Source organism: Geomonas sp. Red276, from assembly GCF_054784495.1.
The window spans coordinates 126,976-151,730 of the sequence record NZ_BLXW01000010.1 but is presented as its reverse complement, the minus strand read 5'-3'; the positions used below and the strand labels follow the sequence as shown (position 1 = coordinate 151,730).

General features: G+C 62.2%; 23 protein-coding genes and 1 riboswitch. Of the genes, 15 read left to right on the top strand and 8 right to left on the bottom strand.

What is annotated here, in order from left to right:
* The first annotated feature begins 176 nt into the window (after positions 1–176).
* Positions 177–2,663, top strand: a complete 2,487-nt coding sequence (locus ACYVL5_RS09530; protein ID WP_460595328.1) for a sensor domain-containing protein — start codon at positions 177–179, stop codon at positions 2,661–2,663.
* A gap of 175 nt (positions 2,664–2,838) precedes the next feature.
* On the opposite strand, the gene ACYVL5_RS09525 is transcribed toward ACYVL5_RS09530, so the two are convergent.
* The 4 genes from ACYVL5_RS09525 to ACYVL5_RS09510 all read right to left on the bottom strand — a co-directional run bounded on the left by ACYVL5_RS09525 (position 2,839) and on the right by ACYVL5_RS09510 (position 4,655).
* Positions 2,839–3,741 (bottom strand): hypothetical protein, encoded by a 903-nt coding sequence (locus tag ACYVL5_RS09525; RefSeq protein ID WP_460595327.1) that lies wholly within the window; start codon positions 3,739–3,741, stop codon positions 2,839–2,841.
* 115 nt (positions 3,742–3,856) lie between these two features.
* The gene (locus tag ACYVL5_RS09520) at positions 3,857–4,006 is read right to left on the bottom strand and encodes a lmo0937 family membrane protein (RefSeq protein WP_250676807.1); all 150 of its coding nucleotides are present in this window, start codon (positions 4,004–4,006) and stop codon (positions 3,857–3,859) included.
* Positions 4,007–4,125: 119 nt separating this feature from the next.
* Positions 4,126–4,317, bottom strand: coding sequence for a Thivi_2564 family membrane protein (locus ACYVL5_RS09515; protein WP_460595326.1), 192 nt, complete (start codon positions 4,315–4,317; stop codon positions 4,126–4,128).
* Between the two features lie 155 nt (positions 4,318–4,472).
* Positions 4,473–4,655 (bottom strand): CsbD family protein, encoded by a 183-nt coding sequence (locus ACYVL5_RS09510; protein ID WP_460595325.1) that lies wholly within the window; start codon positions 4,653–4,655, stop codon positions 4,473–4,475.
* 289 nt (positions 4,656–4,944) lie between these two features.
* On the opposite strand from ACYVL5_RS09510, the gene ACYVL5_RS09505 reads away from it, so the two are divergent.
* Complete coding sequence (locus tag ACYVL5_RS09505; protein WP_460595324.1) at positions 4,945–5,160, top strand: hypothetical protein; 216 nt, start codon at positions 4,945–4,947, stop codon at positions 5,158–5,160.
* A gap of 108 nt (positions 5,161–5,268) precedes the next feature.
* On the opposite strand, the gene ACYVL5_RS09500 is transcribed toward ACYVL5_RS09505, so the two are convergent.
* The 3 genes from ACYVL5_RS09500 to ACYVL5_RS09490 all read right to left on the bottom strand — a co-directional run bounded on the left by ACYVL5_RS09500 (position 5,269) and on the right by ACYVL5_RS09490 (position 8,514).
* Positions 5,269–6,519, bottom strand: a complete 1,251-nt coding sequence (locus tag ACYVL5_RS09500) for a diguanylate cyclase (RefSeq protein ID WP_460595323.1) — start codon at positions 6,517–6,519, stop codon at positions 5,269–5,271.
* A gap of 110 nt (positions 6,520–6,629) precedes the next feature.
* Positions 6,630–6,711: riboswitch (cyclic di-GMP riboswitch) on the bottom strand.
* 248 nt (positions 6,712–6,959) lie between these two features.
* Positions 6,960–7,511: a hypothetical protein gene (locus tag ACYVL5_RS09495; protein ID WP_460595322.1), complete on the bottom strand. Its 552-nt coding sequence runs from the start codon at positions 7,509–7,511 to the stop codon at positions 6,960–6,962.
* Between the two features lie 100 nt (positions 7,512–7,611).
* Complete coding sequence (locus ACYVL5_RS09490; protein ID WP_460595321.1) at positions 7,612–8,514, bottom strand: DMT family transporter; 903 nt, start codon at positions 8,512–8,514, stop codon at positions 7,612–7,614.
* Between the two features lie 393 nt (positions 8,515–8,907).
* Between ACYVL5_RS09490 and ACYVL5_RS09485 the strand changes: the two genes are divergently transcribed.
* From ACYVL5_RS09485 to ACYVL5_RS09460, 6 genes are all read left to right on the top strand, one after another.
* Complete coding sequence (locus ACYVL5_RS09485) at positions 8,908–9,648, top strand: basic amino acid ABC transporter substrate-binding protein (RefSeq protein ID WP_460595320.1); 741 nt, start codon at positions 8,908–8,910, stop codon at positions 9,646–9,648.
* A gap of 124 nt (positions 9,649–9,772) precedes the next feature.
* Positions 9,773–10,555: an amino acid ABC transporter permease gene (locus ACYVL5_RS09480; RefSeq protein WP_460595319.1), complete on the top strand. Its 783-nt coding sequence runs from the start codon at positions 9,773–9,775 to the stop codon at positions 10,553–10,555.
* The gene (locus tag ACYVL5_RS09475; protein ID WP_460595318.1) at positions 10,542–11,288 is read left to right on the top strand and encodes an amino acid ABC transporter ATP-binding protein; all 747 of its coding nucleotides are present in this window, start codon (positions 10,542–10,544) and stop codon (positions 11,286–11,288) included. The genes ACYVL5_RS09480 and ACYVL5_RS09475 overlap by 14 nt, the downstream gene beginning before the upstream one ends.
* A gap of 62 nt (positions 11,289–11,350) precedes the next feature.
* A complete protein-coding gene (locus tag ACYVL5_RS09470) occupies positions 11,351–12,790 on the top strand; it encodes a hypothetical protein (RefSeq protein ID WP_460595317.1) in 1,440 nt (479 codons plus the stop codon).
* Positions 12,791–12,852: 62 nt separating this feature from the next.
* A complete protein-coding gene (locus ACYVL5_RS09465; protein WP_460595316.1) occupies positions 12,853–13,146 on the top strand; it encodes a coiled-coil domain-containing protein in 294 nt (97 codons plus the stop codon).
* Positions 13,147–13,228: 82 nt separating this feature from the next.
* Complete coding sequence (locus ACYVL5_RS09460) at positions 13,229–14,404, top strand: ABC transporter substrate-binding protein (RefSeq protein WP_460595315.1); 1,176 nt, start codon at positions 13,229–13,231, stop codon at positions 14,402–14,404.
* Between the two features lie 237 nt (positions 14,405–14,641).
* Here ACYVL5_RS09460 and ACYVL5_RS09455 read toward each other — a convergent pair whose 3' ends face one another.
* A complete protein-coding gene (locus ACYVL5_RS09455) occupies positions 14,642–15,358 on the bottom strand; it encodes a FadR/GntR family transcriptional regulator (RefSeq protein ID WP_460595314.1) in 717 nt (238 codons plus the stop codon).
* A 181-nt stretch (positions 15,359–15,539) separates the two neighbouring features.
* Between ACYVL5_RS09455 and pruA the strand changes: the two genes are divergently transcribed.
* The 7 genes from pruA to ACYVL5_RS09420 all read left to right on the top strand — a co-directional run bounded on the left by pruA (position 15,540) and on the right by ACYVL5_RS09420 (position 24,580).
* Complete coding sequence (pruA, locus tag ACYVL5_RS09450; protein WP_460595313.1) at positions 15,540–18,533, top strand: L-glutamate gamma-semialdehyde dehydrogenase; 2,994 nt, start codon at positions 15,540–15,542, stop codon at positions 18,531–18,533.
* Positions 18,534–18,852: 319 nt separating this feature from the next.
* Positions 18,853–19,644 (top strand): amino acid ABC transporter substrate-binding protein, encoded by a 792-nt coding sequence (locus tag ACYVL5_RS09445; protein ID WP_460595312.1) that lies wholly within the window; start codon positions 18,853–18,855, stop codon positions 19,642–19,644.
* 84 nt (positions 19,645–19,728) lie between these two features.
* Positions 19,729–20,760, top strand: coding sequence for an ABC transporter permease subunit (locus ACYVL5_RS09440; protein WP_460595311.1), 1,032 nt, complete (start codon positions 19,729–19,731; stop codon positions 20,758–20,760).
* Positions 20,747–21,523: an amino acid ABC transporter ATP-binding protein gene (locus ACYVL5_RS09435; protein ID WP_460595310.1), complete on the top strand. Its 777-nt coding sequence runs from the start codon at positions 20,747–20,749 to the stop codon at positions 21,521–21,523. The genes ACYVL5_RS09440 and ACYVL5_RS09435 overlap by 14 nt, the downstream gene beginning before the upstream one ends.
* A gap of 430 nt (positions 21,524–21,953) precedes the next feature.
* Entirely contained in the window at positions 21,954–22,829 is an 876-nt protein-coding gene (locus ACYVL5_RS09430) for a branched-chain amino acid ABC transporter permease (protein ID WP_460595309.1), read from the top strand.
* A gap of 4 nt (positions 22,830–22,833) precedes the next feature.
* Positions 22,834–23,763, top strand: a complete 930-nt coding sequence (locus ACYVL5_RS09425; RefSeq protein ID WP_460595308.1) for a branched-chain amino acid ABC transporter permease — start codon at positions 22,834–22,836, stop codon at positions 23,761–23,763.
* A gap of 40 nt (positions 23,764–23,803) precedes the next feature.
* A complete protein-coding gene (locus ACYVL5_RS09420; RefSeq protein WP_460595307.1) occupies positions 23,804–24,580 on the top strand; it encodes an ABC transporter ATP-binding protein in 777 nt (258 codons plus the stop codon).
* Positions 24,581–24,755 lie beyond the last annotated feature (175 nt).

Here is a 24,755-nt window from a genome sequence, read left to right as displayed (position 1 = left end):
TGAAGTTACCGTTGAATTGCGCTATCATTTTCATCATCATAACCTTTAGGGGTGCGATTAAGCCTTTCGAGGTGATCATGAGAAGCCGTAAAGCTGTACCAGACCCCACGGCCACCAGACGCCTGACCCACGCGCAACTGAAACCGATGGCAGATGAGGCACGTAAGGGGGCGCCTTTGTGTGAGTCGTGCGAGGATCTAACCAGGGCCCTCCAGCGCTATACGGACCTTTATGAATTCGCCCCGGTCGGCTACTTCACCCTCGACCGCAGCGGTGTCATCCGCGGTGCCAACATGGCCGCAGCCCGCTTGGTCGGCCGGGACCAGGGGACCCTGTTGGGGTGGAAGTTCGACCGCCTGGTCACCGAGGAGACCCGCGCCGAGTTCGACTCCCTGCTGGAACGGATCTCCCACGGGGAGGGCAGCGGCACCTGCGAAGTTTCCCTGCTCCCCAAAGAAGACAAACCGCTCATCGCCCGCATCGAGGCGACCAGCTGCGTGCAGGGGCTCGAGTTCCGGCTGGCGGTCCTCGACATCACCGACCGCCGGCGCTCGGAAGATGCCCTGCTGGTCTCCGAGGCGCGCTACCGGCGCCTCTTCGAGACCGCCAAGGACGGCATCATGGTGGTGGATGCCGAAACCGGCGAGATCAACGAGGTCAACCCGTTTCTGGGCGAGATGCTGGCCATCCCGCGCGAGGAGCTGCTCGGAAGAAAGCTCTGGGAGATCGAACATTTCTCCGGCTTCGCCGGCTCCCGCGACCACTTCGAAGCCCTCCAGCACCGCGAGTATCTCCACCACCAGGACCTCCCGATCCGGACCAGGGACGGCCGCCAGATCGTGGTCGAGGTGATGAGCACCAGCTACCAGGTGACCGATCACCGGGTGATCCAGTACAACATCAGGGACATCACCATCCGCAAGCAGGCCGAGGAGGCGCTGCTCAAAAGCGAGGAGCAGTGCCGCACCCTGATCAGCAACATCAACGAGTACGTCTACAGCGTCCGCTTCGAAAACGGAGCCATCCGCTCGGTCTATCACAGCCCCAAGTGCCTGGAGATCACCGGCTACACCCCCGAGGATTACTACGAGAACCCGTCGCTCTGGTTCACCATGATCCACCCGGACGACCGGGAGGTCGTGATCGGCTTCCTCAACGAAATCTTCGCCGGCAACGACCACGAGCCGATCCGGCACCGCATCATCCACAAAAACGGCAGCGAGCGGTGGATCCTCAACAACTGCGCCGTGCAGAGAAGCAGCACCGACCCTCAGGCCATCTCGCGGCTGGACGGGTTCATCCTCGACATCACCGACATCAAGCAGGCCGAGGAGAACATCTTCTTCCTGGCCCACCACGACCCGCTCACCAAGCTCCCCAACCGGAGCACCCTCTACGCCCGCATCGAGCAGGTCCTCTCGGTAGCCCAGAAGGCGAGACGCAACGTGGCGCTGCTCTTCCTCGACATCGACGGGTTCAAGCAGATCAACGACACCATGGGGCACGACGTCGGCGACACGCTGTTGCAGTCGATCGCCCGCAGGCTGAGCGACTGCACGCGCTCGTGCGACGTGGTGGCGCGGCTGGGGGGGGACGAGTTCGTGATCGTGCTTTGGGACTGCGGGGTGTCCGAGACCACCGTGGTGGCCGAGAAGATCATCAGCACCGGTTTTTCGCTGGAGGGTAACCAGGCGGCGGTCAACACCAGCATCGGGATCAGCATCTATCCCGACGACGGGAACGACTACCTGGAGCTCTTGAAGTGCGCCGACATCGCCATGTACCACGCCAAGAAGACGGGGGGAGGCAACTTCGCCTTCTTCACCCCCAAGCTCAACCAGCAGGCCCACCAGCGCTTCGCGGTGGAGGTTGAGCTGCGGCGGGCCATCGAGCACAACGAGTTCGTGCTGTACTACCAGCCCAAGGTGGACCTCTCCACCGGGAAGTTCAGCGGCATCGAGGCGCTGATCCGCTGGCAGCACCCGGTCCGGGGGCTGATCCACCCCGAGCAGTTCATCAGGATCGCCGAGGAGAGCGGCCTTTTGACCCAGATCAGCAAATGGATCATCAAGACCGTCACCCGCCAGATCCAGCAGTGGCAGCAGCAGGGAATCTCGCCGGTGTCGGTGGCGGTGAACCTTTCGGCCACCTTCTTCCAGCACCGCGACTTCGAGGACACCATCGAGCAGGCCCTTTTGGAGACCGGGATCCCTCCCGAATCGCTCGAGCTGGAGCTCACCGAGGCGACCATCATGAGCGACCCGCAGAAGGTGCTCGGGAGCATGGCGGCCATGAAGGCGCTCGGGCTGCAGCTTTCCATCGACGACTTCGGCACCGGCTACTCGAGCCTCAGCTATCTCAAGAAACTTCCGGTCGACAAGCTGAAGATCGACCAGTCCTTCATCCACAACATCGCAAGCGACGCGGACAACGCGGCGGTGGTGCGGGCGGTGATCAGCATCGGGCGGAGCATGCAGCTCAAGGTGATCGCCGAAGGGGTCGAAAACGCCTCCCAGCTCGCCTGGCTCCAGGCGGAGGGGAGCGAGGAGGCCCAAGGGTACTACTTCAGCCACCCCATTCCGGCCCCCGCGATCACCACCCTCCTCAAACAGAGGCCAAACTTCCTGCACAACCCGAGGGGAAGGATGCAGGGAAGACATTAGCATCGGGCCTCAGGACGCCGGCGGTAGGGCCAAGCCCCCCCGGGACAAAAGTAAACCTGATCAGCGATGATCGTTCCCCCCTTTTGACTAACCAGAAAAGAGAAAAGCCGGGCGGCGGCATGGCCTGCCCGGCTTTGTTCAGGTTTCTTCGGCGTTACCGGCTCTACACCACCGGCTACTCGTCGGCGCCTTCCATGTTCATGTCCCCCATCTCCATGTCACTGCCGGGGCCACAGCCATGCGCCATCATGCCCCCTTCCCCGTGGCCGTGATGCCCCATGTGCGCCTTCTGCATCTTCTCCATCTGCTTGGTCATTTCGGCCCGCTGATGTACCATACGGTCGACGATTTCCCCAAGCATGTCCACCTTCTTATCCCGCGGGGCACGTTTCATTTCCTCAACGCGCTTCATGAGATCGGCGTCCTGGGCCTCGAGCTTCTGGGTCATCTCCTGCATCATCTTCCGGTGCTCAGGCATCATGTCGTGACCTCCCCGCTCGCAGCCGCAGCGGTGTTCGTGCATGCACCCGCACCCCTCTTTCATGCAGCCGTGCATGCCTCTGCCCTGCATCCCTCTCCCGGGCATGCCGCATCCCATCTCGTCGCACCCATGGAAGATGGCTTCGAGATGCCGGTTGACCTCCTGGGACGGGACATCGCCTTTCGCCGCCAGCTCATCGAGCTGGCGCAGATGGGTCTTCACGTCCACCAGGTGCTGGTCCATCATCTTCTGCTTGTCCGGGGTCCTCCGCTCGGGCGGCATGCCGGCCATGGCACCGGCCCGATACTTCTCCATCTGCTCGGCACCGCGCCTCATCTCGCCCACCACGGTCCGCACAACGTCGGCCGGTACCATCTCCCGCTGGCCCGCCATCCGCTGCAGGGTGCGCCCGAAGATCATGACCTCCTTGTGGTAGGCCATCATCAGCATCATCTGGGGGTCGGACTTCCCCCCCATCGCCATCGGCCCGCCTCCGGCCCCGGCACCGTCCCCCCCTCCCCTCATGTCATAGCCGTCCGCGAAGCAGGACACCGCGCCGGCGGCCAAAACGGCAATCACAAGCAGCAATCTTCTCATCGCTTCCCCCTTTGATCTGGAATCTCGGTGCCTGGCGCCTTTCCGTCCGACAGGCGGGGGGGCACCGGGTACCGGAGCAAGTTTACCAGAAAGAGCGACCGCACGCTTTCCACGGTCACAACGGGCGCCGCCCCTGAATCAGGTTGACCACGATCAGGATGACGGCAAGTACCAACAACAGGTGAATGAAGCCACCCAGGGTGTAGCTGCTGACCAGCCCCAGGAGCCACAGGATCAGCAGGATTACCACGATGGTCCAAAGCATGATCTCCTCCTTACGGGCCTCATGGGCCCGTTGGACGGTTTGCCCCGCACCCCGGGAAGGTTCCGGCGATAGGGGTGAATTGAGTCAGGCGGACTGGCCGCCGGTGGACGCTCCTCCTCTCATCTTCCCACCCGAAGTTGGGTGATGCTGTGCAAGATGCCAAAGACGTTCAGAAGCCACAGGACAACAACGATGACCACTACCGCATTGAGAATGGATTTGATGGAAGCCGCCATGGGGATGTTCGTGTTGACCAGCCACAGCAGGACTCCCACCACGATCAGCACGAGTATCACCTGGATTAAGGGCATGACGAGGTGCCTCCTTCCCCTCCGCTCATGGCATCCCTCCCGCCTGGTTGCCGGCTGCAGGCGCAGCCGGCAGAGCGACCACAGTTACCGTCGCGAGGCGGTTGCTGCCGCGCACACGGCCGATGCACCCTGTGCGGCAGGGTAATCAGCTACCGCTACTCCCTCTCGACGTGCTTCTCAACCTTGCCGACGTTTTTCTGGATCTTCCCGGCGATCTTCTCGGCGGTTCCCTCGTTTTCCAGCGATACGTTGCGGGTTATCCGGCCGGCACCTTCTTTCACTTTGCCTTTTGTTTCATGCAGCATTCCTTTCGCTGTGTCCTTTGTGCTGGATTTCATGACTATTCCTCCCGGCTTGCGCCGCACTTCACGTTGGTGGCGACGACTGCCATCGCTCTGCCGGTCCAGGCTAGCCGGCGGAAACATTAAAAAATTTTATTGTATGCTGATTCCAGGGGCAGCGCCCCTTCTCTTATGCATGCCTCATTTTAGCACGCCGGGAGGGGGGCGGGAAAGGCGACGCGCGAAGCCGGCTGCGGTCGGATCCAGGCAGGCAAGGAAACAATCGGGGGGGCCGTTGACGGCGACCACCGCCGGCATGGCGCGATGGTCGGGCGGGAGGTGCGGCATGGTGGAAGACGAAATTGCCTACATCAGGATGGAGCCGCTGGCGCCTGGCGGGCATTGCCGGTTCGTCAAAAGCCCGCACTTCAAATGCACCATCGAACTACGCGACGGCAGCACGGTGGTGAGATGCGGCACCACCGAGCAGCACGCCTTGGCCAATGCCATCGCCTGTTACAAGACGATGTCGAAGCAAAGCGCGGAGCAGCCCGCCGGTTAGCCTGGGGCGTGGCCCGCCGGTCGCCACGGGTGGGGGACGCTTGGTGATGGTGGAAGCAGGGATGAGCGGAAGTGGACTGCGAGGGTGCGTGAGGGCCTCGGCGGCCTCTCAGACGAAGACGATCTTGTTCTTCCCTTCGGTCTTGGCGCGGTACAGGCCGTCATCGGCCCGCTTCATCATGGACTCGCAGGTATCTTCCGACCGGATCAGGGTCGCGCCGATACTGGCGGTGACCCTCACGATCTGGTCCTCGTGCCGGAACTGGATGTTGGCGATGCTGCTGGCGATCCTCTCCGCCAGCGCCACCAGGTCTTCTTCCGAGATGAGCGGGATGAGGAAGGCGAACTCCTCGCCGCCGTACCTGGCCGCCACGTCGTAATCGCGCAGGTTGGCCGCGAGCGCCTTGGCAGTGGTGGAAAGGACCAGGTCGCCGAACGGATGCCCGCAGCCGTCGTTGATCAACTTGAAGTCGTCGAGGTCGATCATCATGAGCCCCAGACGCAGACCGTCGCGGCGCGAGCGGGATACCTCCTCCTCGAAACGGGAGATGAAGAAGCGGCGGTTGTGAAGGCCGGTCAGTTCGTCGGTGATGGCCGCCTCCTGCAGGCTCTTCTGCGCCAGGTCCAGCTTGATCCCGAGCCGGTTCAGCATGAGGTAGGCCGAGCCAAGGAGCAGCAAAAGCGTGCCGACGGAAAGGGATATCAGCCAGACCCGGTTCACCACCAGGTTGTGCTGGGCATCCTGGTAGGGGATGTTGATGCAGATACCGCCCCGGACGTCCCCCAGCCGATAGTTCATGTTGGAGTGACATTTAAGACAGGGCTTCTCGATGATCAGGGGGGCCATGAAACGAAGGACGGGACCGGTGGAGCCCTTTTCGAGGGACCACGCCTCGGTCTCCCCCGCTTCGAACTTCTTCAACGAGTCGTATTCGAAACGGTCGGGGGCGTTTTGCTGGTCGACCAGCCGCAGACTGGTGATGTGGTAGGTGATGCCGACGTCCTGGTTGGAGATCTTGGAAATCTCGTAGGTCATCAGGAACGGGTTCTTCAGGGTGAGTAACTTACCGTCGGTGGTGGCGAGCTCCGCCCCGACCCCCATTTCCTTCAGGAAGCGGTTGGTCTCGACCCCGTCCTTTTTCTCGACGTAGACGCCGCCGTAGTTGGCGTTCCAACGGCGCACCTTGAGGATGAGGCTCAGATAGGCCCTGGCCTGCTGCTTGACAGCGGCATCCAGCAAAGCGGCATTTCTCACGTAGAAACCCGCGTACAGCAGGATGATCACGAGCGAGATGAGAAAGCAGAGCTTTAGATAGAAGCTGGTAAAGGGGTTGCGGGTACCGATAGCATCAAAATTCATGAACATAGCCGCCACACTACAAAACAGTCACCCTACACATAACAGCACCAACGGCGAAAAAAACAAAAGCCTACCGGCACGGGGGTGGGTAGGCTCAATGGTACTGCTCCTTCGGTAGCCCCTCGATCCATTCGTGCCAATGGACAGGTAGCTTTGCGTCACTGGGTTACCCCAGCTTTGCCGTTTCGGTAGCAACCTATTCAGTTGTCATCGTCCTATACGCCGACTTTAATAACAAGTCGATCTCTTTAATATTATAACTTTTTAACTACAGCAATACCGCACCGTTACCCATGATTCTTCCCAGACTCTCATGAGTGCCGACCGCCTCCGTTTCCCGGCGAGGGGAAAACTCCCCACCTGGCCTGCGGGAGAAGAGAGGGGCCCCGGCGCAAGAAAGCAAAGGGGCGGCCCCTTTCCGTGTGGCCGGCAATAGCCGCCTACTTAAGCGCCTTTTCGTCACAGGTCCCGGTGATCCCCAGCTCGCGGCACGCCTCGTTAAGCTTCCCCTGGATCTCGGCGCTTCCCATCCCGAGTTCCTGCTTCACCTTGGCCTCGGCCGCCTGGTCCCACTCCGCCTCATGCTCGCGCAGCTCCCCGCGGTTGAAGCGGTGGTCGAAGCGGTTGAAGAAGGCGAGCGAGAGGCGGCGCCGCTCCTTGTCCCAGATGTCGGCGGCCCGGTTCTTGAGCTCCAGCAGCTCCCGTGCCTTCGCTTTGGGGCCGCCGGCAACCGGCGCCGGCTTGGCCACGGCCGGGGCGGAAGGGGCCCGGTAAAGCTCCAGCAGCCGGTCGTTCGCCTTCACCGCCAGATCACTGGTCGGGAAGCGGTCGATGATGGCCTCGTAGAGCTCCCTCGCCCTGGCGAGCTGGTCCTGGCGTTCGGCCTTCCCGGCCTGGAGGTAGAGTGATTGGGCGGTTTCGGCCGGGGCCGGAGGGGGCTCGGCCAGCGCGGTCGCCGCGGTCAGGATGATGAGAAGTAGGGTTACTGCCATGCTGCGCTTCATTGGTCTCCCCTTTACGTTGTCAGCAGCCCATTCAGTCGCCCCCCCTTGCTTCGAAGGAAGCCCCACGGGCAGTGAAGGTAACGAACAGTTAATCGGTGCTCCCGTCGGCTCCCATGAGCGGTGCCTGGCCGGGGGCGGGCAAAAGTTCCGAGACGAGCATGCTCGCCACGATGAGGCCGGCCCCGACCAGGCCGTACTCCCCCAGCACCTCGTTGCCGAAGCGGTAGGCGTAGAGCGCGGCAAAGACCGGCTCGCAGCAGAAGATGAGCGCCGTGTGGGTCGGGCTCAGCACGCGCTGCATCGAGGTCTGCACCAAAAAGGCGAAGACGGTGGCAAAGAGGGCGCAGATCGCGATGGCCCAGCCGGTACCCGGGACGAGCACCAGCACCGCTTTCCCGCGCCCGAGCGCCACCAGGAGGCTCAGGGCGAAGACGGTGCCGATCTGGACGGCGGTGAGCCAGAAGACGTCGCTTCCCCCCTTGCGGGCGAACCGGCTGGTGAAAAGGAGATGAAGGGCGACGCAGACGGCGCAGATGGCGGCCAGCAGGTCCCCCGGGTTGAAGGTGAGTCCCTTGCCGTCCGTGCAGAGCAGAAAAAGCCCGACGGCGGCGATCATCACGCCGAGGCCGACCGGGAGGGTCACCTGCTGCCGAAAGAAAAGCGCCCCCAAAAGCGGGACCAGCACCACGTTAAGGCCGGTGAGAAACCCGGTGTTGGTGGCGCTGGTGTAGCAAAGGGCGACGGTCTGGAAGGCGAAGGCGAGGAAGAGGAGGATCCCGAGGATGGCGCCGTCAACCGCGGTGGCGCGGGTGAGACACCTTCTCTTTACCAGGCAGAGGAGGACCAAAAGGACGAATCCCAGGAAGAAGCGCTGGGCGAGGAAGACGAAGACGTCGACCTTGGCTACCGCATCCTTGACCACCGTGAAGGTGACGCCCCAGAAGAAGGTGGTGACGAGCAGCAGCAACGCCGCCATCCCTTTTTTCAGCATGAATAAAACCCCGTACCCGCCGTGAAATGGCCAGTTTTGATTTCCCGAAACCTGCTTGAGCAGGAGCCCCGCCAGCCGACCGCCCTGCTTGGGGACCGGCTGCCATGCGGCCTAATGGCCTGACCGCTTTACGATACCGGAACCTTTCCGCGGCCGCGCTCCCCCAGCGAAGTCAGCGATATCACACCCCCTGCCAGCTGGACCCGGCCAACCACTGAATAAGAAAGGGGTGTCGGCAAAGTTTGCCACATTCTTATCTTTTTCGCCTTCAAAAGCAAACAAAAAGCAAATGGTTGTACCAAAGCAATTGACATTACGGCAAAAGCTGTTTACAAGTAGTCCGTTCAAACAGCCAAAACAATTGTTTATTATCTCAAGATGGAGGTCGTGTCCATGAAGAAGTTACTTCTCCTGCTGTTGCCTGTGCTTGCTCTCACCCTGTCCGTCGTCTCTCCCGCCCTTGCCGCCCGCACCATTACCGTAGCCACCGATGCCACCTGGCCTCCGATGGAGATGGTGGACGCCAACAAGAACATCGTCGGCTACGACATCGACTTCCTCAACGCTGCGGCCAAGGAAGCAGGGTTCAAGGTGGTGTTCAAGAACACCGCCTGGGACGGCATCTTCGCCGGTCTCGACTCCGGCCAGTACGACGCGGTCATCTCCTCGGTGACCATCACTCCGGAGCGTCAGAAGAAGTATGACTTCTCCCTCCCCTACATCGATGCCGGCCAGATCCTCGTGGTCCCCAAAACTGACCGCGCCACCAAGCTGGCCGACATGAAAGGGAAGAAGGTCGGCGCCCAGATCGGCACCACCGGCGCCTTCGAGATCAAGAAGATCAAAGGGGTGGAACTAAAGACCTACGACGAGATCGGCCTCGCCTTCGAAGACATGGCCGCCGGCCGCATCCAGGGTGTCGTCTGCGACGAGCCGACTGCCATCATCTACGCGCTGCAGAAAAAGGAATACAAGGAGAAGTTCAAGATCGCCGGCAAGCCCTTCACCAAGGAGGCCTACGGCATCTGCGTGAAGAAGGGGAACAAGGAGCTGGTCTCCCTGCTCAACCGCGGCATCACCGCCGTCAAGAAGAAGAAGATCGACCAGCAGCTCAAGAAGAAGTGGCTGAAGTAGTCTTCGAGGAAGGCTCCGGGGATGGGGGATGCGCGGCAACCCTCCATCCCCGTCTCGTTTGAGAGGCGGGAACCGGAGAGCTGGCAGTGCCGGATACGCAAGAGCAGTGAAGGAATCGGACCGCATGCAAGAAAACGAAGCAAAGAAGATTGAAGTAGGGGATGGCGCCGCCATTCCCACCAAGAAGGACCTCGGGCTGTTCACGGCGTGGCGCATCGCCTTTTTCGGCGCCATCGCCATCCTCGGCGGGCTTACCTATGCCAAGCCCGACCCCTATCTCGACATTCTCAAGTTCGTCCCCGACGGTATCGTGGTCACCTTCAAGGTGACCGTGGGGGCGATCCTCCTCGCGCTGGTCATCGGCCTCATCGCCGGGCTGGGGCGGGTCGCCAACAACCGCCTCGCCAACGGGCTCGCCTCCCTCTACGTGGAGGTCATCCGCGGCATTCCGCTCCTGGTCCAGATCTTTTACATCTACTACGCCCTGGGGCGCTTCGTGAAGGTCCCCGACATGCTCTCCGCCATCGTCGCCATGGCCATCTGCTACGGCGCCTACATGGGAGAGGTCTTCCGGGCCGGGATCCAGTCGATCCCCAAGGGGCAGATGGAGGCGGCGCTCACCCTGGGGATGACCCGGGGCCAGGCCATGCGCCACGTCATCGTCCCCCAGGCGTTCAAGGTGGTGCTGCCGCCGGTCGGCAACGAGTTCATCGCGCTTTTGAAAGACTCCTCGCTGGTTTCCATCCTCGCGGTGGCGGACCTCTTGCGGCGCGGCCGCGAGTTCGCCTCCGAGTCCTTCACCTACTTCGAGACCTACACGGTGATCGCGCTGATCTATCTCATCATCACCCTGTTTTTCTCGAAGCTGATCGGAATCATGGAGGAGCGCATCAATGCCGGCAGGTAATACCCGCAAGATGGTGGAAGCACGTGAGGTGGTGAAGTACTACGGAAAGTTCAAGGCCCTCGACCGCGTTTCGGTCGACGTCCGCGAAGGGGAGAAGGTGGTCATCATCGGCCCCTCCGGCTCGGGGAAGAGCACCCTTTTGCGCGCCATGAACCGCCTGGAGGAGATCGATTCCGGGAGCATGGTCGTCAACGGCGTCGACCTCTACGCCCCCAAGACCGACATCACCAAGGTACGCGAGGAGGTCGGGATGGTCTTCCAGTCCTTCAACCTCTTCCCGCACAAGACCGTGATGGAGAACCTGACCCTCGCCCAGATGGTGGTGAGAAAGCGTCCCAAGGACGAGGCGACCGAGCGCGCCTCCCGGCTTTTGGCCAAGGTGGGGCTGACCGACAAGGCCGGCGCCTACCCGGGGCGTCTTTCCGGCGGGCAGCAGCAGCGGGTGGCCATCGCCCGCTCGCTGGCCATGGATCCCAAGATGATCCTCTTCGACGAGCCGACCTCGGCGCTTGACCCGGAGATGATCGGCGAGGTGCTCGAGGTCATGAAGGACCTGGCCCGGGAGGGGATGACCATGGTGGTGGTGACCCACGAGATGGGGTTCGCGCGCGAGGTGGCCGACCGCGTCCTGTTCATGGACCGGGGCGCCGTCCTCGAGGAGGGGACTCCGGAGCACTTCTTCACCGCCCCGACCCACCCCCGGACCCAGCTGTTTTTGAATCAGATTCTGTGATTTTGCAGTTGCAACAAGGTGGCGGGCATTGGCCTCGCCACCAAATTTTCAAGGAGGGCACCATGAAACCAAGCAGTAAACTCCTGGTCCTCGCGCTCGCCGGCGCGCTGACCGCCACCGCAGCTCCGGCACTGGCGCTGGAGAACGAATTCCACGGGATGTTCCAGTTGCAGTTCGACGACTCGAACTTCAACGGGACCGGCAACCTCGACGCCGCCGGGGCACGCTACACACCCGACGGGAAGCCGGCCGACGCCCACAACGCGAACTTCTTCGAACAGCGCGCACGTCTCGCCTACATCGCCAAGGCGAACCAGGACGTGAAGCTGGTCACCAAGTTCGAGCTCGATTACTCCTACTGGGGTAACTCCAGCTACACCACCCATCGCAACCAGGGTGGCGCGCTGGGCGCCGACACCGTCAACATCGAGACCAAGAACATCTACCTCGACCTCAACAACGCCTCCCTCGCCACCAACGCCAAATTCGGTATGCAGGGGGTCGACGACGCCTTCAAGGGGATCTTCTTCTCGGCCGACATGGCCGGTCTCCTCCTCACCCACGACTGCAAGCACCTGCCGGTCACCGCGTCCGTCGGTCTCTTCCGCTGGAACGACACCACCGGCAAGATCGACCCGTTCACCGCGCTCGGCCACGACGCCCGCGACATGGCTCTCTTCGACGGCAAGTACAAGATCAACGACAACACCAAGGTAGGCCTCGCCTACTACTTCGTGAACGCCACCCACGTGAACATCATGGACGGCAACGGTGACAACCTCATCGAGGACCTCACCGCCCACACCACCGGCCTGAACTTCCAGACCAACGTCGGCCCGGTCACCCTGGACGGCTTCGCCCTCTACCAGTTCGGCCACAACGGCAGCCTCAACCAGGACTTCTTCACCACCCCGGGGGCTAACAACGCCAGCAGGCACCGCAGCGCCTGGGCCGCCAACGTCGGCGCCCGCACCAAGGTCGGCACCGGCACCCTGAGGAGCGAGTTCCTCTACGTCTCCGGCGACAACGGCAACGGCCACACCACCAACGCCTTCTACACCCCGGCCAACTTCGCCTACAGCGAGTCCGGCTTCTGGAACAACGAGATGGTCATCCTGGGCCGTGACAAAAACGGTCTCACCAACGACTCCGCCATCGTGTTCGACGCCAACAACAAGAACCAGGGTGTATACTTTGGATCGATAGGGTACGATCACCCCTGCACCGACAAGATCACCGCCAGCGTGAACGCAGGCTTCGCCGCCATCGCGAGGGCCAACCAGTACACCTCGCTGAACGCCAAGACCGGTTCCCCGAACGCTTCCAGCTACCTCGGCACCGAGCTCAACGCCGAAGCGAACTACAAGTTCAACGACGCGGTGACCTTCTCCGCCCGTGGCGGTTACGTCTTCCTGGGCGGCTACTACGACAGCGTCGCCAAGAACGGCGATACCCCGGACAACCCGTGGGACGTCAAACTGCTCGTGAACTACACCTTCTAACCGGCGGCCGCCGGGGATAACCCCGGCGGCTCTCTTCCACCACTTTTCTACAGGAGGCTGCCATGAAGAAACTTGCTGTGATGATGCTGGCTGGTCTTATGCTTGCCGCTGCACCGGTCCACGCCCAAAGCTCCCCCGACAAGGACGAATGCCTGTTGGCCGCCAAGGGGTGCGCAGGTGAGGTAGATTCCATCCAGAAGCAGGTCAAGAAGCTGCAGAAGGAGATCAAGAAGGGGAACCGGGTCTACACCAAGGAAGAGCTCCAGACGCTCAAGCGCAAGCTCGACGAGGTGTCCGCGCTCCTCAACGACCTCAACAAGCCCGGCGGAGCCGGCGGTGGCGGTGGCGGCCGTTAAAAGCCGCTGATTTTCTTTTGCGGTATCGGCAAAAATACTTTAATGTTTCGCAGTCTGTAATCTCAACAAGGAGGGAGTGCTCATGACCATGAAGAAGTGTGCGGCTCTGTTGCTGGTCGGTCTGTTGGCCGCTGGCGGCTTCGGCTGCAAGAAGAAGGAAGAAGGGGGAGCCCCGGCCGCTAGCGGCAACACCGTGAAGATCGGCTTCCTGGGTGCATTGACCGGCGACGTCGCCATGTTTGGCAAGCCGACCCTGGAAGGGATGAAGATGGCCGCCGACGAGATCAACGCAGCCGGCGGTGTCAACGGCAAGAAGATCGAGATCGTCGAGGCCGACGACCGCGGCGACAAGCAGGAAGGCGCCTCGGTCACCCAGAAGCTCATCACCCGCGACGGCGTAGCCGCCATCGTCGGTGACCCGACCACCGGCATCACCAAGGTGGCCGCCCCCATCGCCCAGAAAGCCCAGGTGGTCCTGCTCTCCGCCGGCGCCACCGGCCCGGGCGTCGTCGAAAACGGCGACTTCATCTACCGCGACACCCTGCTCGACTCCGTCGCCATCCCGGCCTGCATCGACTTCTTCTCGAAGGACCTCGGCTACAAGAAAGTCGCCGTGATCACCTCCGACAACAACGACTACTCCGTCGGCCTTTCCCAGACCTTCCGCGATGCCGCCAAAGGGAAAGGTATCCAGATCGTGGCCGACGAGAAGGTCAAAGACGGCGACAAGGACTTCTCCGCCCAGATCACCAACATCAAGGCCAAGAACCCGGACGTCATCTTCTTCTCCGGCTACTACACCGAGGGCGCCCTCATCATGAAGGAAGCCCGCAAGCAGGGGCTCAAAGCCAACATGTTCGGCGGCGACGGCCTCTTCTCTCCGAAGTTCATCGAACTCGGCGGCCCGGCCGTCGAGGGCTCCATGTGCGCCCTGGGCTTCTCGCCTGAGCAGGCCTCCCCGACGACCGCCAAGTTCGTCGAGTCCTTCAAGAAGAAGTTCAACGGCCAGGAGCCGGGTCTGTTCGACGCCCAGGGCTACGACGCCGTCATGCTGCTTGCCGACGCCATGAAGCGCGCCCAGAGCAACGATCCGAAGGTCTTCAAGGCCGCTCTCGGCCAGACCAAGAACTTCGAAGGTGTCTCCGGCACCATCACCATCCGCGCCAACCGCGAGCCGATCAAGACTCCGCTGGCCCTGCTGGAAGTCAAGGGCGGCAAGTACGCCCTCAAGGCCAAGGTACCGGTCAAGATGGACTAAGCTGTAAACGCAAGGGAACTTTCCCAACGAAAAGGCCCGGCAGAGAAATCTGCCGGGCCTTTTTTTTATTGCTATAACCTCCCTCACCCGCCCTTCGGGCACCCTCTCCCCTAAAGGGGCGAGGGTAGATGTTCGGCCTTCGGGCACCCTCTCCCCTGAAGGGGCGAGGGGATTAACTATAGCTTTCGGGCAGCCCGTTTCATGAAGGGGCGAGGAAACGTAAGGCCCGCTTGGGGGTCACTTGACCTTCTGCTTCTCCATGTAGGCGCTGAAGCGGCGGACGTGCTCGCGCGCGATCCGGCGCGCCTCCTCGGAGTCCTTCCCCTCGATGGCGGCGATCAACTGCACCATGTCCTGGTGGTTCTCCCTCATGAGTTCCTCGTCCTTGGGGAGGAAGCTCTCGTAGTAGGTGTGGATGTTCCAGGAAAGGGACTCCAGCACCGAGATGAAGAGCGGGTTTCTGGTGGTCTCGGCGATCTTCAGGTGGATCTGTTCGTCGGTGGTGATGAAGCTGTCCCAGTGGTCGGGCCCCTGGGCCAGGTGCTCGGCGGCGGCCGCCAAAAGCGTCTTCAGCTTGGCCACGTCGTCGGCGTCGGCCCTGCGGGCGGCCAAGGCGGCGATGTCCCCCTCGAGCCCGATGCGGAACTCGGCGAGGTTTTGCAGGGAAACCTTCTTGTAACGGATCAAAAGCCCGAGGCTCGCGCTCACCTGCTCGGTCCCCACCCCTTTCACGATGGAGCCGCCGGCCACCCCTGTCCGGATCTCGATCAGTCCCTTCTGCTCGAGCACCCTGAGCGCCTCCCTCAACGTCCCCCGGCTCACCTGGAACCTCTCCTTGAGATCGCGCTCCGCGGGAAGCTGGTCCCCGGTCTTGAGCTTCCCGGTGACGATCGCCTCCTGGATCTGCTCGACTACATCCTGATACACCCTGCTCTGTTTTGCCTGACGGAACATCGACAAGTCCTTTCGCTGCTGCATTGATGAGGCTGCCGGTGGTACTCGGGCAACGGTACAACCTTTATATCAGGTGAAGATATCCTTTGCAATATCCAACATCTATGAGGGTAGTTGACAACCGGCTCCGATTGAGGTATCTAATGGTCCAACCATTATAACCATTCTACAGGAGTCTGCCATGCAAAGCGCGCTCAACGAGAAGATCGTCTCCCGGGGAAAAGAGTTCTTCACCACCATCAGCGGCGAGAAACCGTCGCTGTTCAACAAAGGGGCCTGGATGGGAAAGGTCATGGACTGGAGCATGCAGAACGAACAGTTCAAGGTCCAGATGTTCCGCTTCGTGGACGTATTCCCCTCGCTGACCACCAGCCGGCTTTTGACCGACCACATCCGTGAGTACTTCGGCGAGGAGAAGGATATGCCCTCGGTCCTCTCCTGGGGGGCCAAGGCGGCCGGCATGTTCGGCTCGCTGGGGGGCGCGGTGCTCAACAAGGTGCTTTCCTCCAACATCCAGGAGATGGCCCGCCAGTTCATCGTGGGGGAAAACACCAAGGAGGCGGTCAAGAACCTCGAGAAGCTGAGAAAGGACGGCTTCGCCTTCGTGGTCGACGTGCTGGGGGAGGCTACCCTCTCCGAGGCCGAGGCCGAGGCCTACACCAACACCTACCTCGAGCTTCTCGACGCGCTGAAGAAGGAGCAGGCCGGGTGGAAGCCGCTCGGCAACGGCGGCGGCTCCCTCGACTGGGGTCACGCACCCAAGGTGAACGTCGCCGTCAAGCCGACCGCCCTCTTCTGCCTCGCCAATCCCCAGGACTTCGAGGGCTCCGTGGTGGCCATCCTCGCCCGGCTGCGCCAGATCATGGTCAAGGTGGTGGACGTCGGCGGGTTCATGTGCATCGACATGGAGTCGTACCGCCACAAGGGGATCATCCTCGAGGCCTTCCGCCGTCTGAAGCTCGAGTACCGCAGCTACCCGCACCTGGGGATCGTGCTGCAGGCCTACCTGAAGGATACCGACCGCGACCTGGACGAGCTCCTCGCCTGGGCAAGAAAGGAAGGGGTGCAGATCTCCGTCCGCCTGGTTAAGGGGGCCTACTGGGACTACGAGACGGTGAAGGCGAAGCAAAACGACTGGGAGGTACCGGTCTGGACCATCAAGGCGGAAAGCGACGCCGCCTACGAGCGCCAGGCGAGAAAGATCCTGGAGAACCACGACATCTGCCACTTCGCCTGCGCCTCCCACAACATCCGCACCATCTCCTCCGTGATGGAGACCGCCCGCCAGCTGGGGGTGCCGGAGGAGCGCTACGAGTTCCAGGTCCTCTACGGGATGGCCGAGCCGGTGCGCCGCAGCATCCTCAAGGTGGCCGGCAGGATCCGCCTCTACTGCCCGTACGGCGACATGGTACCGGGGATGGGATACCTGGTGCGCCGCCTGCTGGAGAATACCGCCAACGAGTCGTTCCTCCGCCAGAGCTTCGCGGGCGACGCCGAGATCGAGCGGCTCCTCGAAGATCCGGTCCTCACCGTGAACAGGGAGAAGCAGGCGCGTCCGGTGCCCCCCTCCAACGCCTCCGAAGGGATTGCCCCCTTCAAGAACGAGGCGATGGTGGACTTCACCCGTCCCGACCACCGCGAGGCCTTCCCGAAGCAGATCGCGGCGGTGCGCGGCCAGCTCGGCAAGGTCTACCCCCTCTTCATCGACGGCAAAGAGGTCCGGATGGAGGAGGTGATCCCGACGGTCAACCCCAACCGCCCGTCCGAGGTGCTCGGCAGGGTCTGCCAGTCCGGGACCGCCGAGGTCGGCCGCGCGGTCGCCGCCGCCAAGGGGGCCTTCCCCGCCTGGCGTGACACCGCGCCCGAAAAGCGCGCCGAATACCTCCTCAAAGGGGCCGATGCCGCCCGCAAGCGCGCCTTCGAGCTCGCCGCCTGGCAGGTGCTCGAGATCGGGAAACAGTGGGACCAGGCCTACGCCGACGTCACCGAGGCGATCGACTTCCTCGAGTACTACGCCCGCGAGATGATCCGTCTCGGCAAGCCCTCCCGCGTGGGGAACGCCCCGGGCGAGCTTAACCACTACTTCTACGAGCCCAAGGGGGTGGCGGCGGTCATCGCCCCCTGGAACTTCCCGCTGGCCATCAGCATGGGTATGGTGTCGGCGGCCATCGTGGCCGGTAACACCGTGGTCTTCAAGCCCTCCGCACTCACCTCGATCATCGGCTGGCACCTGGTGGAGATCTTCCGCGAGGCGGGGCTCCCCGCCGGCGTCTTCAACTACACCCCGGGGCGCGGCTCGGTGATGGGGGACTACCTGGTCGACCACCCGGACATCAGCCTGATCGCCTTCACGGGCTCCATGGAGGTTGGCCTGAGGATCATCGAGCGGGCCGCCAAGGTCTACCCGGGGCAGCAGAACGTGAAGAAGATCGTCTGCGAGATGGGGGGCAAGAACGCCATCATCATCGACGACGACGCCGACCTCGACGAGGCGGTGCCGCACGTCCTCTACTCCGCCTTCGGTTTCCAGGGGCAGAAGTGCTCGGCCTGCTCCCGGGTCATCGTGGTGGACGCGGTCTACGACAAGTTCATCGAGCGGCTGGTCTCCATGGCCAAGGCGACCCAGGTCGGCCCCTCCGAGGACCCGACCTACTACATGGGGGCGGTAGCCGACGCCAACGCCCAGCGGACCATCATGGAGTACGCCTCCATCGGGAAGAAGGAGGGGCACCTCCTCTACGAGAGCCCGGTTCCGCAGGGTGAGGGATACTACGTCCCGATGACCATCATCGGCGGCATCCGCCCCGAGCACCGGATCGCCCAGGAGGAGATCTTCGGACCGGTGCTGGCGGTCATGCGGGTCAAGGACTTCGACCAGGCGATCGAGTGGGCCAACTCCACCCGCTTCGCCCTCACCGGCGGGGTCTTCAGCCGCAGCCCGGAACACCTCGATAAGGCCCGCCGCGAGTTCAGGGTGGGGAACCTCTACCTGAACCGGAACAACACCGGTGCCCTGGTCGGGCGCCAGCCGTTCGGCGGCTCCCGGATGTCCGGGGTCGGGACCAAGGCGGGCGGCCACGACTACCTCCTGCACTTCATGGACCCGCGCGTCATCACCGAGAACACCATGCGCCGCGGCTTCGCGCCGGTGGAAGCGGGGGATGATCTGCCGTAAGACAAGTAGACCGTGATGAAAAAAGAGACGCGGATGGAGCCGGGGCATTCCCCAGGGCACCATCCGCGTTTTTTCGTTTAAATCTCCCTCACCCGGCCTTCGGCCACCCTCTCCCCTAAAGGGGCGAGGGGATTTCTACAGCATGGCCCTTTACCGGGAGGGTGAGGGAATATTCCCAAGGTCCCAGCCGCCCCTGGCGTGTTTGGTGTAAACAAAAAGATGTTTACGGAAAACCTTGACGCGGGGGTGGCATTCTGGAATAATGGCCCGCCGGTCTGACCAATAGACCCCAGCCTATGCTAATGCTACCGGAGGGAAGATGAAAAAGTTAATCCTGCTGCTCGCCGTCACCCTTATCGCCGCACTCACCATCCCGGCCCTCGCCGCCGATGGCTCCTTCAACCGGGCCAAAAGCGCCGGCAAAATCGTCATCGGCCTCGATGACGCCTTCCCTCCCATGGGCTACCGCGATGACAAAGGGAAGCTCATCGGCTTCGACATCGACGCCGCCGAAGAAGTCGGCAAGCGCCTCGGGATCAAGATCGAGTGGCAGCCGACCGCCTGGGACGGCGTGATCCACTCCTTGAACGCCAAGAAGTTCGACTGCATCTGGAACGGCATGACCATCACCGACGAGCGCGCCAAGGAAGTGGCCTTCACCAAGCCGTACATCATGGACGGCCAGATCGCCGTGGTCCGCTTCAAGGACAAGCGCTTCAAGTCCCTCAAGGACCTCAAGAAGGTGAAGGTCGGCGCCCAGAAAGGCTCCTCCGCCCTGAGTGCCGTCAAGAAACTCCCCACCGCTCCGGCTGAGCTCAAAGAGTACGAGGACAACCCGAAGGCGCTCCTCGACCTGGAAGCCGCCCGCATCGACGTGGTGGTGATGGACAACGTCACCGGCCGCGACTTCATCGCCAAGCGCCCCGGGCAGTTCAAGGTACTCCCCGGCTTCATCAGCAAGGAACCGTTCGGGGTCGCCTTCCGCAAGGAAGACACCGCGCTGCGCACCAAGGTTCAGCAGACCCTCGACAAGATGGTCAAGGACGGCACCATGGCCAAGATCTCCCGCAAGTGGTTCGCCGAGGACATCACCAACCCGAAGAAGTGGTAGCCGGAAGCTCTCCGGTATGGTACAAAGGGTCCCGTCCTCTGCGACGGGTCCCGACTTTATTCCGCACTATGTGAAGGCAGTACTATGACTCTTTTAAGCAAACCATCCGGCAGGGTCGTCATCGCGACCCTGCTTTTTTTGTGGGCGCTCGCCCTTCCCTTCGCCGCCTGCGCCGCCCCCGTGGACCCCGACCAGGTTTTCAAGCAGGCCAACGACGTCATGGCGCAGGGGGATCTCCCCGCCGCCATTGCCGAGCTCCAGAAGATCCCCAGGCCGGCCAAGGGGGAGGACGGCGAGGCGTACGTCCGAAGCCGGATGCAGATCGCCAAGCTCCAGTTCTCTCTGGGGGAGATGGACAAGGCCAGCGCCGCCGCCAAGGATGTGCTCGCCCTGTATCCCGACAACAGCGAGGCGAAGAATTTCGCCGCCTCGGTGGCCGCCGCCCGCGAACCCGGCTACGTCACCTTCTTCAAGGATTGCCTCCGCTTCCTCCCTTCCCTTCTGAAGGGGGCGGTGACGACCCTGCTCCTCGTGCTCGGCACCATGCTGATCTCCCCCCTGGGGGGCCTTTTGATCGCGCTCGGGAGGATCAGCACCTTCCGCCCGGTCTCGGCCCTTTGCTGGTTCATCATCTGGTTCTTCCGCGGAACCCCCCTTTTGCTCCAGCTCTTCTTCATCTACTACGGCCTCCCCTCGCTGGGGATCACCCTCCCCCCCGCCACCGCCGCCATCATCGGCCTCGGGCTCAACTATTCGGCCTACCTGGGTGAGATCATCCGCGGCGGGATCCAGAGCATCGACCACGGCCAGATGGAGGCCGCCAAGGCGATCGGGATGACCTACCGCCAGGCGATGCGGCGGGTCATCATCCCGCAGACCTACAAGAGGCTCATGCCCCCCATCGGCAACGAGTTCATCGCCCTCATCAAGGACACCGCCCTGGTATCCACCATCGCCATGGTGGAGCTCATGCGCTCGGCCGACCAGCTCTTCAACACCTACTTCAACGTGACGGCGCTGGTGCTGGCCGCCCTGGTCTACCTCGCCTTCACCACCCTCTTCACCTTCATCTTCGAAAAGATCGAGTACCGTGCGGGGATTTATGAACACCGATAGAAAGCCGCTCATAGAGCTTCAGGGGATCACCAAGCGCTTCAATAGCCTGACCGCCGTCAACGGGGTCTCGCTCTCCGTCTACCCCGGCGAAAAGCTCGTCATCATCGGCCCCTCCGGTTCGGGAAAATCGACCCTGCTCCGCTCAATCAACTTCCTGGAGGAGATCGACGAGGGGAGCGTCCGCTTCGAAGGGCGCGAGGCGGGCTACCACCGGCGCCACGGCAAGCTCCACCTCGACAAGCAGTCGGTGATCTGCCCCCTCAGGGCCGAGATCGGCATGGTCTTCCAGCACTTCCACCTCTTTCCCCACATGACCGTGCTCGGCAACGTCATGGAGGGGCCGCTCACCGTCCAGAAGAAGCCCGCCGCGGAGGCCCGGCAGATCGCCCTCGACATGCTCGCCAAGGTAGGTCTCTCCGACAAGCGCGACGTCTACCCCGCCACCCTTTCCGGGGGACAGAAACAGCGGGTGGCCATCGCCCGGGCGCTCGCCATGCGCCCCAAGCTCATGCTCTTCGACGAGCCGACCTCGGCGCTCGACCCGGAGCTCGTGGGGGAAGTCTTCGACACCATCCACGCCCTGGCCGACGAGGGGATGACCATGATCATCGTCACCCACCACATGGGGTTCGCGCGCGAGCTCGCCGACCGGGTGATATTCATGGAGAAGGGAAACTTCATCGCGCAGGGAACGCCGCAGGAGTTCTTCGACAACCAGGGGGGTAACGAGAGGATCAAGAGCTTTTTAAGCAGGCTGATCTAACCCGCCCCCTCGCCCCTTTAAAAGCTACCCTCACCCGGCCTTCGGCCACCCTCTCCCCTGAAGGGGCGAGGGTATGGATGGGGTCGGCCCTGGCAGTGGCAGGACGAGAGAGTGTTTTGCCGGACAAAACTCTCAAGGCCTGCCGAGTCGGGGAGCTTCGCAGGGGGCGGATAAATGGTCCAAAAATGCTAAGCATGCGAACTATCACTATAATTAAGATTAGCTTATTTTGGTAAGACCAAATAATTGTCTTGCCCAGCGGCGCCAAAACGTGGTAGAAAGCCCCGTTTGTTTAAATAGAGTATACAGTGCCGTCCGCGTCTTCATCTCTCTGTAATGTCGAGAGAAAATTGGGTTGGAAACGGAAGGCGCTGGGCGAGACGACAAAATACCGGCCAGACCGGAGACCACTCCTGACAAAGGACCGTCAATGTTCCTACAGCAACTGATTAACGGGGTAGCCCTTGGGAGCACGTACGCACTGATAGCTCTCGGCTACACCATGGTGTACGGCATCATCACCCTCATCAACTTTGCCCACGGCGAGATCTTCATGGCCGGCGCCTTCGTCGGGCTCCTCCTCATCACCTACTTCAAGCTCAACATCTTCGTGGCGATGATCCTCTCCATGAGCTTCTGCATGATCCTCGGGGTGGTGATCGAGCTGGTGGCCTACCGCAGGCTGCGCCGCTCGTCGAGGCTCTCGGCGCTCATCTCCGCCATCGGGGTTTCCATCTTCCTCTCCTCGCTGGCCCTCATGATCTTCGGCGCCGACGCCAAGGCCTTCCCGGACGATGCCTTCCCGCTCCGGCAGATCAAGATCGGCAGCGCCGAGGTCTCCACCCTCCAGCTCTCCATCATCGGCATCTCGGCCCTGTTGATGCTCGCCCTCGAGTTCATCGTCCAGAAGACCAAGATCGGCAAGGCGATGCGGGCCACTTCCGAGGATTACACCGCCGCCGCGCTGATGGGGATCAACGTCAACCGGGTCATCTCCTTCACCTTCGCCCTCGGTTCCGCACTGGCGGCCGCCGGCGGCATGCTGGTGGGCCTCCTCTTCAACGCCGTCACCTTCAACATGGGGCTCATGGCCGGCCTCAAAGCCTTCGCAGCCGCCGTCCTGGGCGGGATCGGCTCCATCCCGGGCGCCATGCTCGGAGGGGTTCTCCTCGGGGTTACCGAGGTCTTCGGGGTCGCCATCGGCTACTCCTCCTACCGGGACGCGATTGCCTTCACCATTCTCGTCCTGGTGCTCCTGCTGAAGCCCACCGGCCTCCTCGGCCAGAAAATCCAGAAAAAGGTTTAACGATATGGGTCACTTCCTTCAGAGCATCGTCGGGTCCGTCGACCCGTATACCCTCCAGATCATCGTCAACATCGGGATCGCCATCCCGCTCGCCCTCGGCCTGAACGTGATTACCGGCCTCACCGGGCAGCTCTCGCTGGGACACGCGGCGTTCATGAGCATCGGGGCGTTCATCGGCGCCATCCTCACCAACCGGCTCGGGCTCCCCTTCGAGCTGAACCTGATCCTGACCGGCCTCTTGACCGCGCTGATCGGCGTCTTGATCGGCTTCCCGATCCTGCGGCTGACCGGTGACTACCTGGCCATCTGCACCCTGGGCTTCGCCGAGATCGTCAAGGTCGTCTTCCTCAACCTGGACATCACCAACAGGGCGCTCGGCCTGCAGGTAGTGCCGGCCAAGACCTCGATCCCGATGCCGATCTACGTCTGGGTGGTCGCCATCATCTCCATCGTGTTCGTCACCTTCCTGCAGTCCTCCCGCCTGGGCCGCGCCATGAAGGCGATCCGCGAGGACGAGATCGCGGCAGAGGCCATGGGCATCAACCTGGCAATTTACAAGGTGAAGTCCTTCGCCATCGGCACCTTCCTGGCCGGTATCGGCGGCTGCCTCTACGCCCACTTCATCAACTACATCAACCCTTCCGACTTCGGCTTCCTGAAGTCGGTCGATATCCTCAGCATGGTGGTACTCGGCGGCCTGGGGAGCATCCCCGGCACCGTGTTCGGCGCCGCCGTCCTCTCCGCCGCACCGGAGTTTCTCCGCTTCATGTCGCAGTACCGGATGCTCGTCTACGGCGCGCTCTTGGTCTGTCTCATGGTCTTCCGCCCCAACGGTCTTCTGGGCGGTGTCAACTTCACCGGGATGCTGATGAAGGCGCTGGGCCGCAGGGCAAGCGAAACCCTGGCCCCGGATCCGAAGCGGCGCGAGCTGTAAGGGCCTTCGCGGCCTCACCTTACCGAAGGAATTTTTCCGCATGGCAAGCATACTGAAACTCGACAAAGTAACCATCCGCTTCGGCGGCCTCGTGGCGGTCGACAAGGTCGATCTCACCGTCGAGGAAGGGAGCATCCAGGCCCTGATCGGCCCCAACGGCGCCGGCAAGAGCACCCTCTTCAACCTGATCACCGGGATCTACGCCCCGACCGAAGGGGAGATCCGCTTCGGCGGGAACCTCATCAGCGGCAGGAAGACCCACCAGATCGCCGCCCAGGGGGTAGGCAGGACCTTCCAGAACATCCGTCTCTTCAACGAGCTGTCCGTCCTGGAAAACGTGCTGATCGGTGCCCACACCCAGGGTAACTGGGATCTCCTCGGCACCCTGATGGCGCCGACTCCCTGGATGAAGAAGAAGGAAGCCGAGCTGGTCGATCTTGCCATGGAGTGCCTCCATCGCGTGGAGCTGACCGGCAAGGCGGCCGAACTGGCCAGCAACCTCTCCTACGGGCAGCAGCGCCGCCTGGAGATCGCCCGCGCCCTGGCCCTCAGGCCGAAGATCATCCTCCTCGACGAGCCGGCCGCCGGCATGAACCCGTTCGAGAAGCAGGCGCTCATGGATATCGTGAAGAAGATCAGGGCCACCGGCGTCACCGTATTCCTGGTTGAGCACGACATGAAGTTCGTCATGGGGATCTCCGACCGGATCGCGGTCCTCGACTACGGGGTCAAAATCGCCGACGGGACACCGGAAGAGGTACGCGCCAACCCGAAGGTCATCGAAGCCTACCTCGGCAAGGCGGCGGCAGCGCACTAACGACTGCATCAACGGCATTAACTGCAGTTCCAGGTTCTACGTTCTAGGTTCTACGTTAGAATCTGACGGCAAAGCAGAAACAGTAGGGCTTGTTACCAAATATTAAGCGTCTAGGTTTTAGATTCTTGTTCTGCGGCAGTTTTTCGATCAGGTTTTCAACGTAGAACGTAGGACA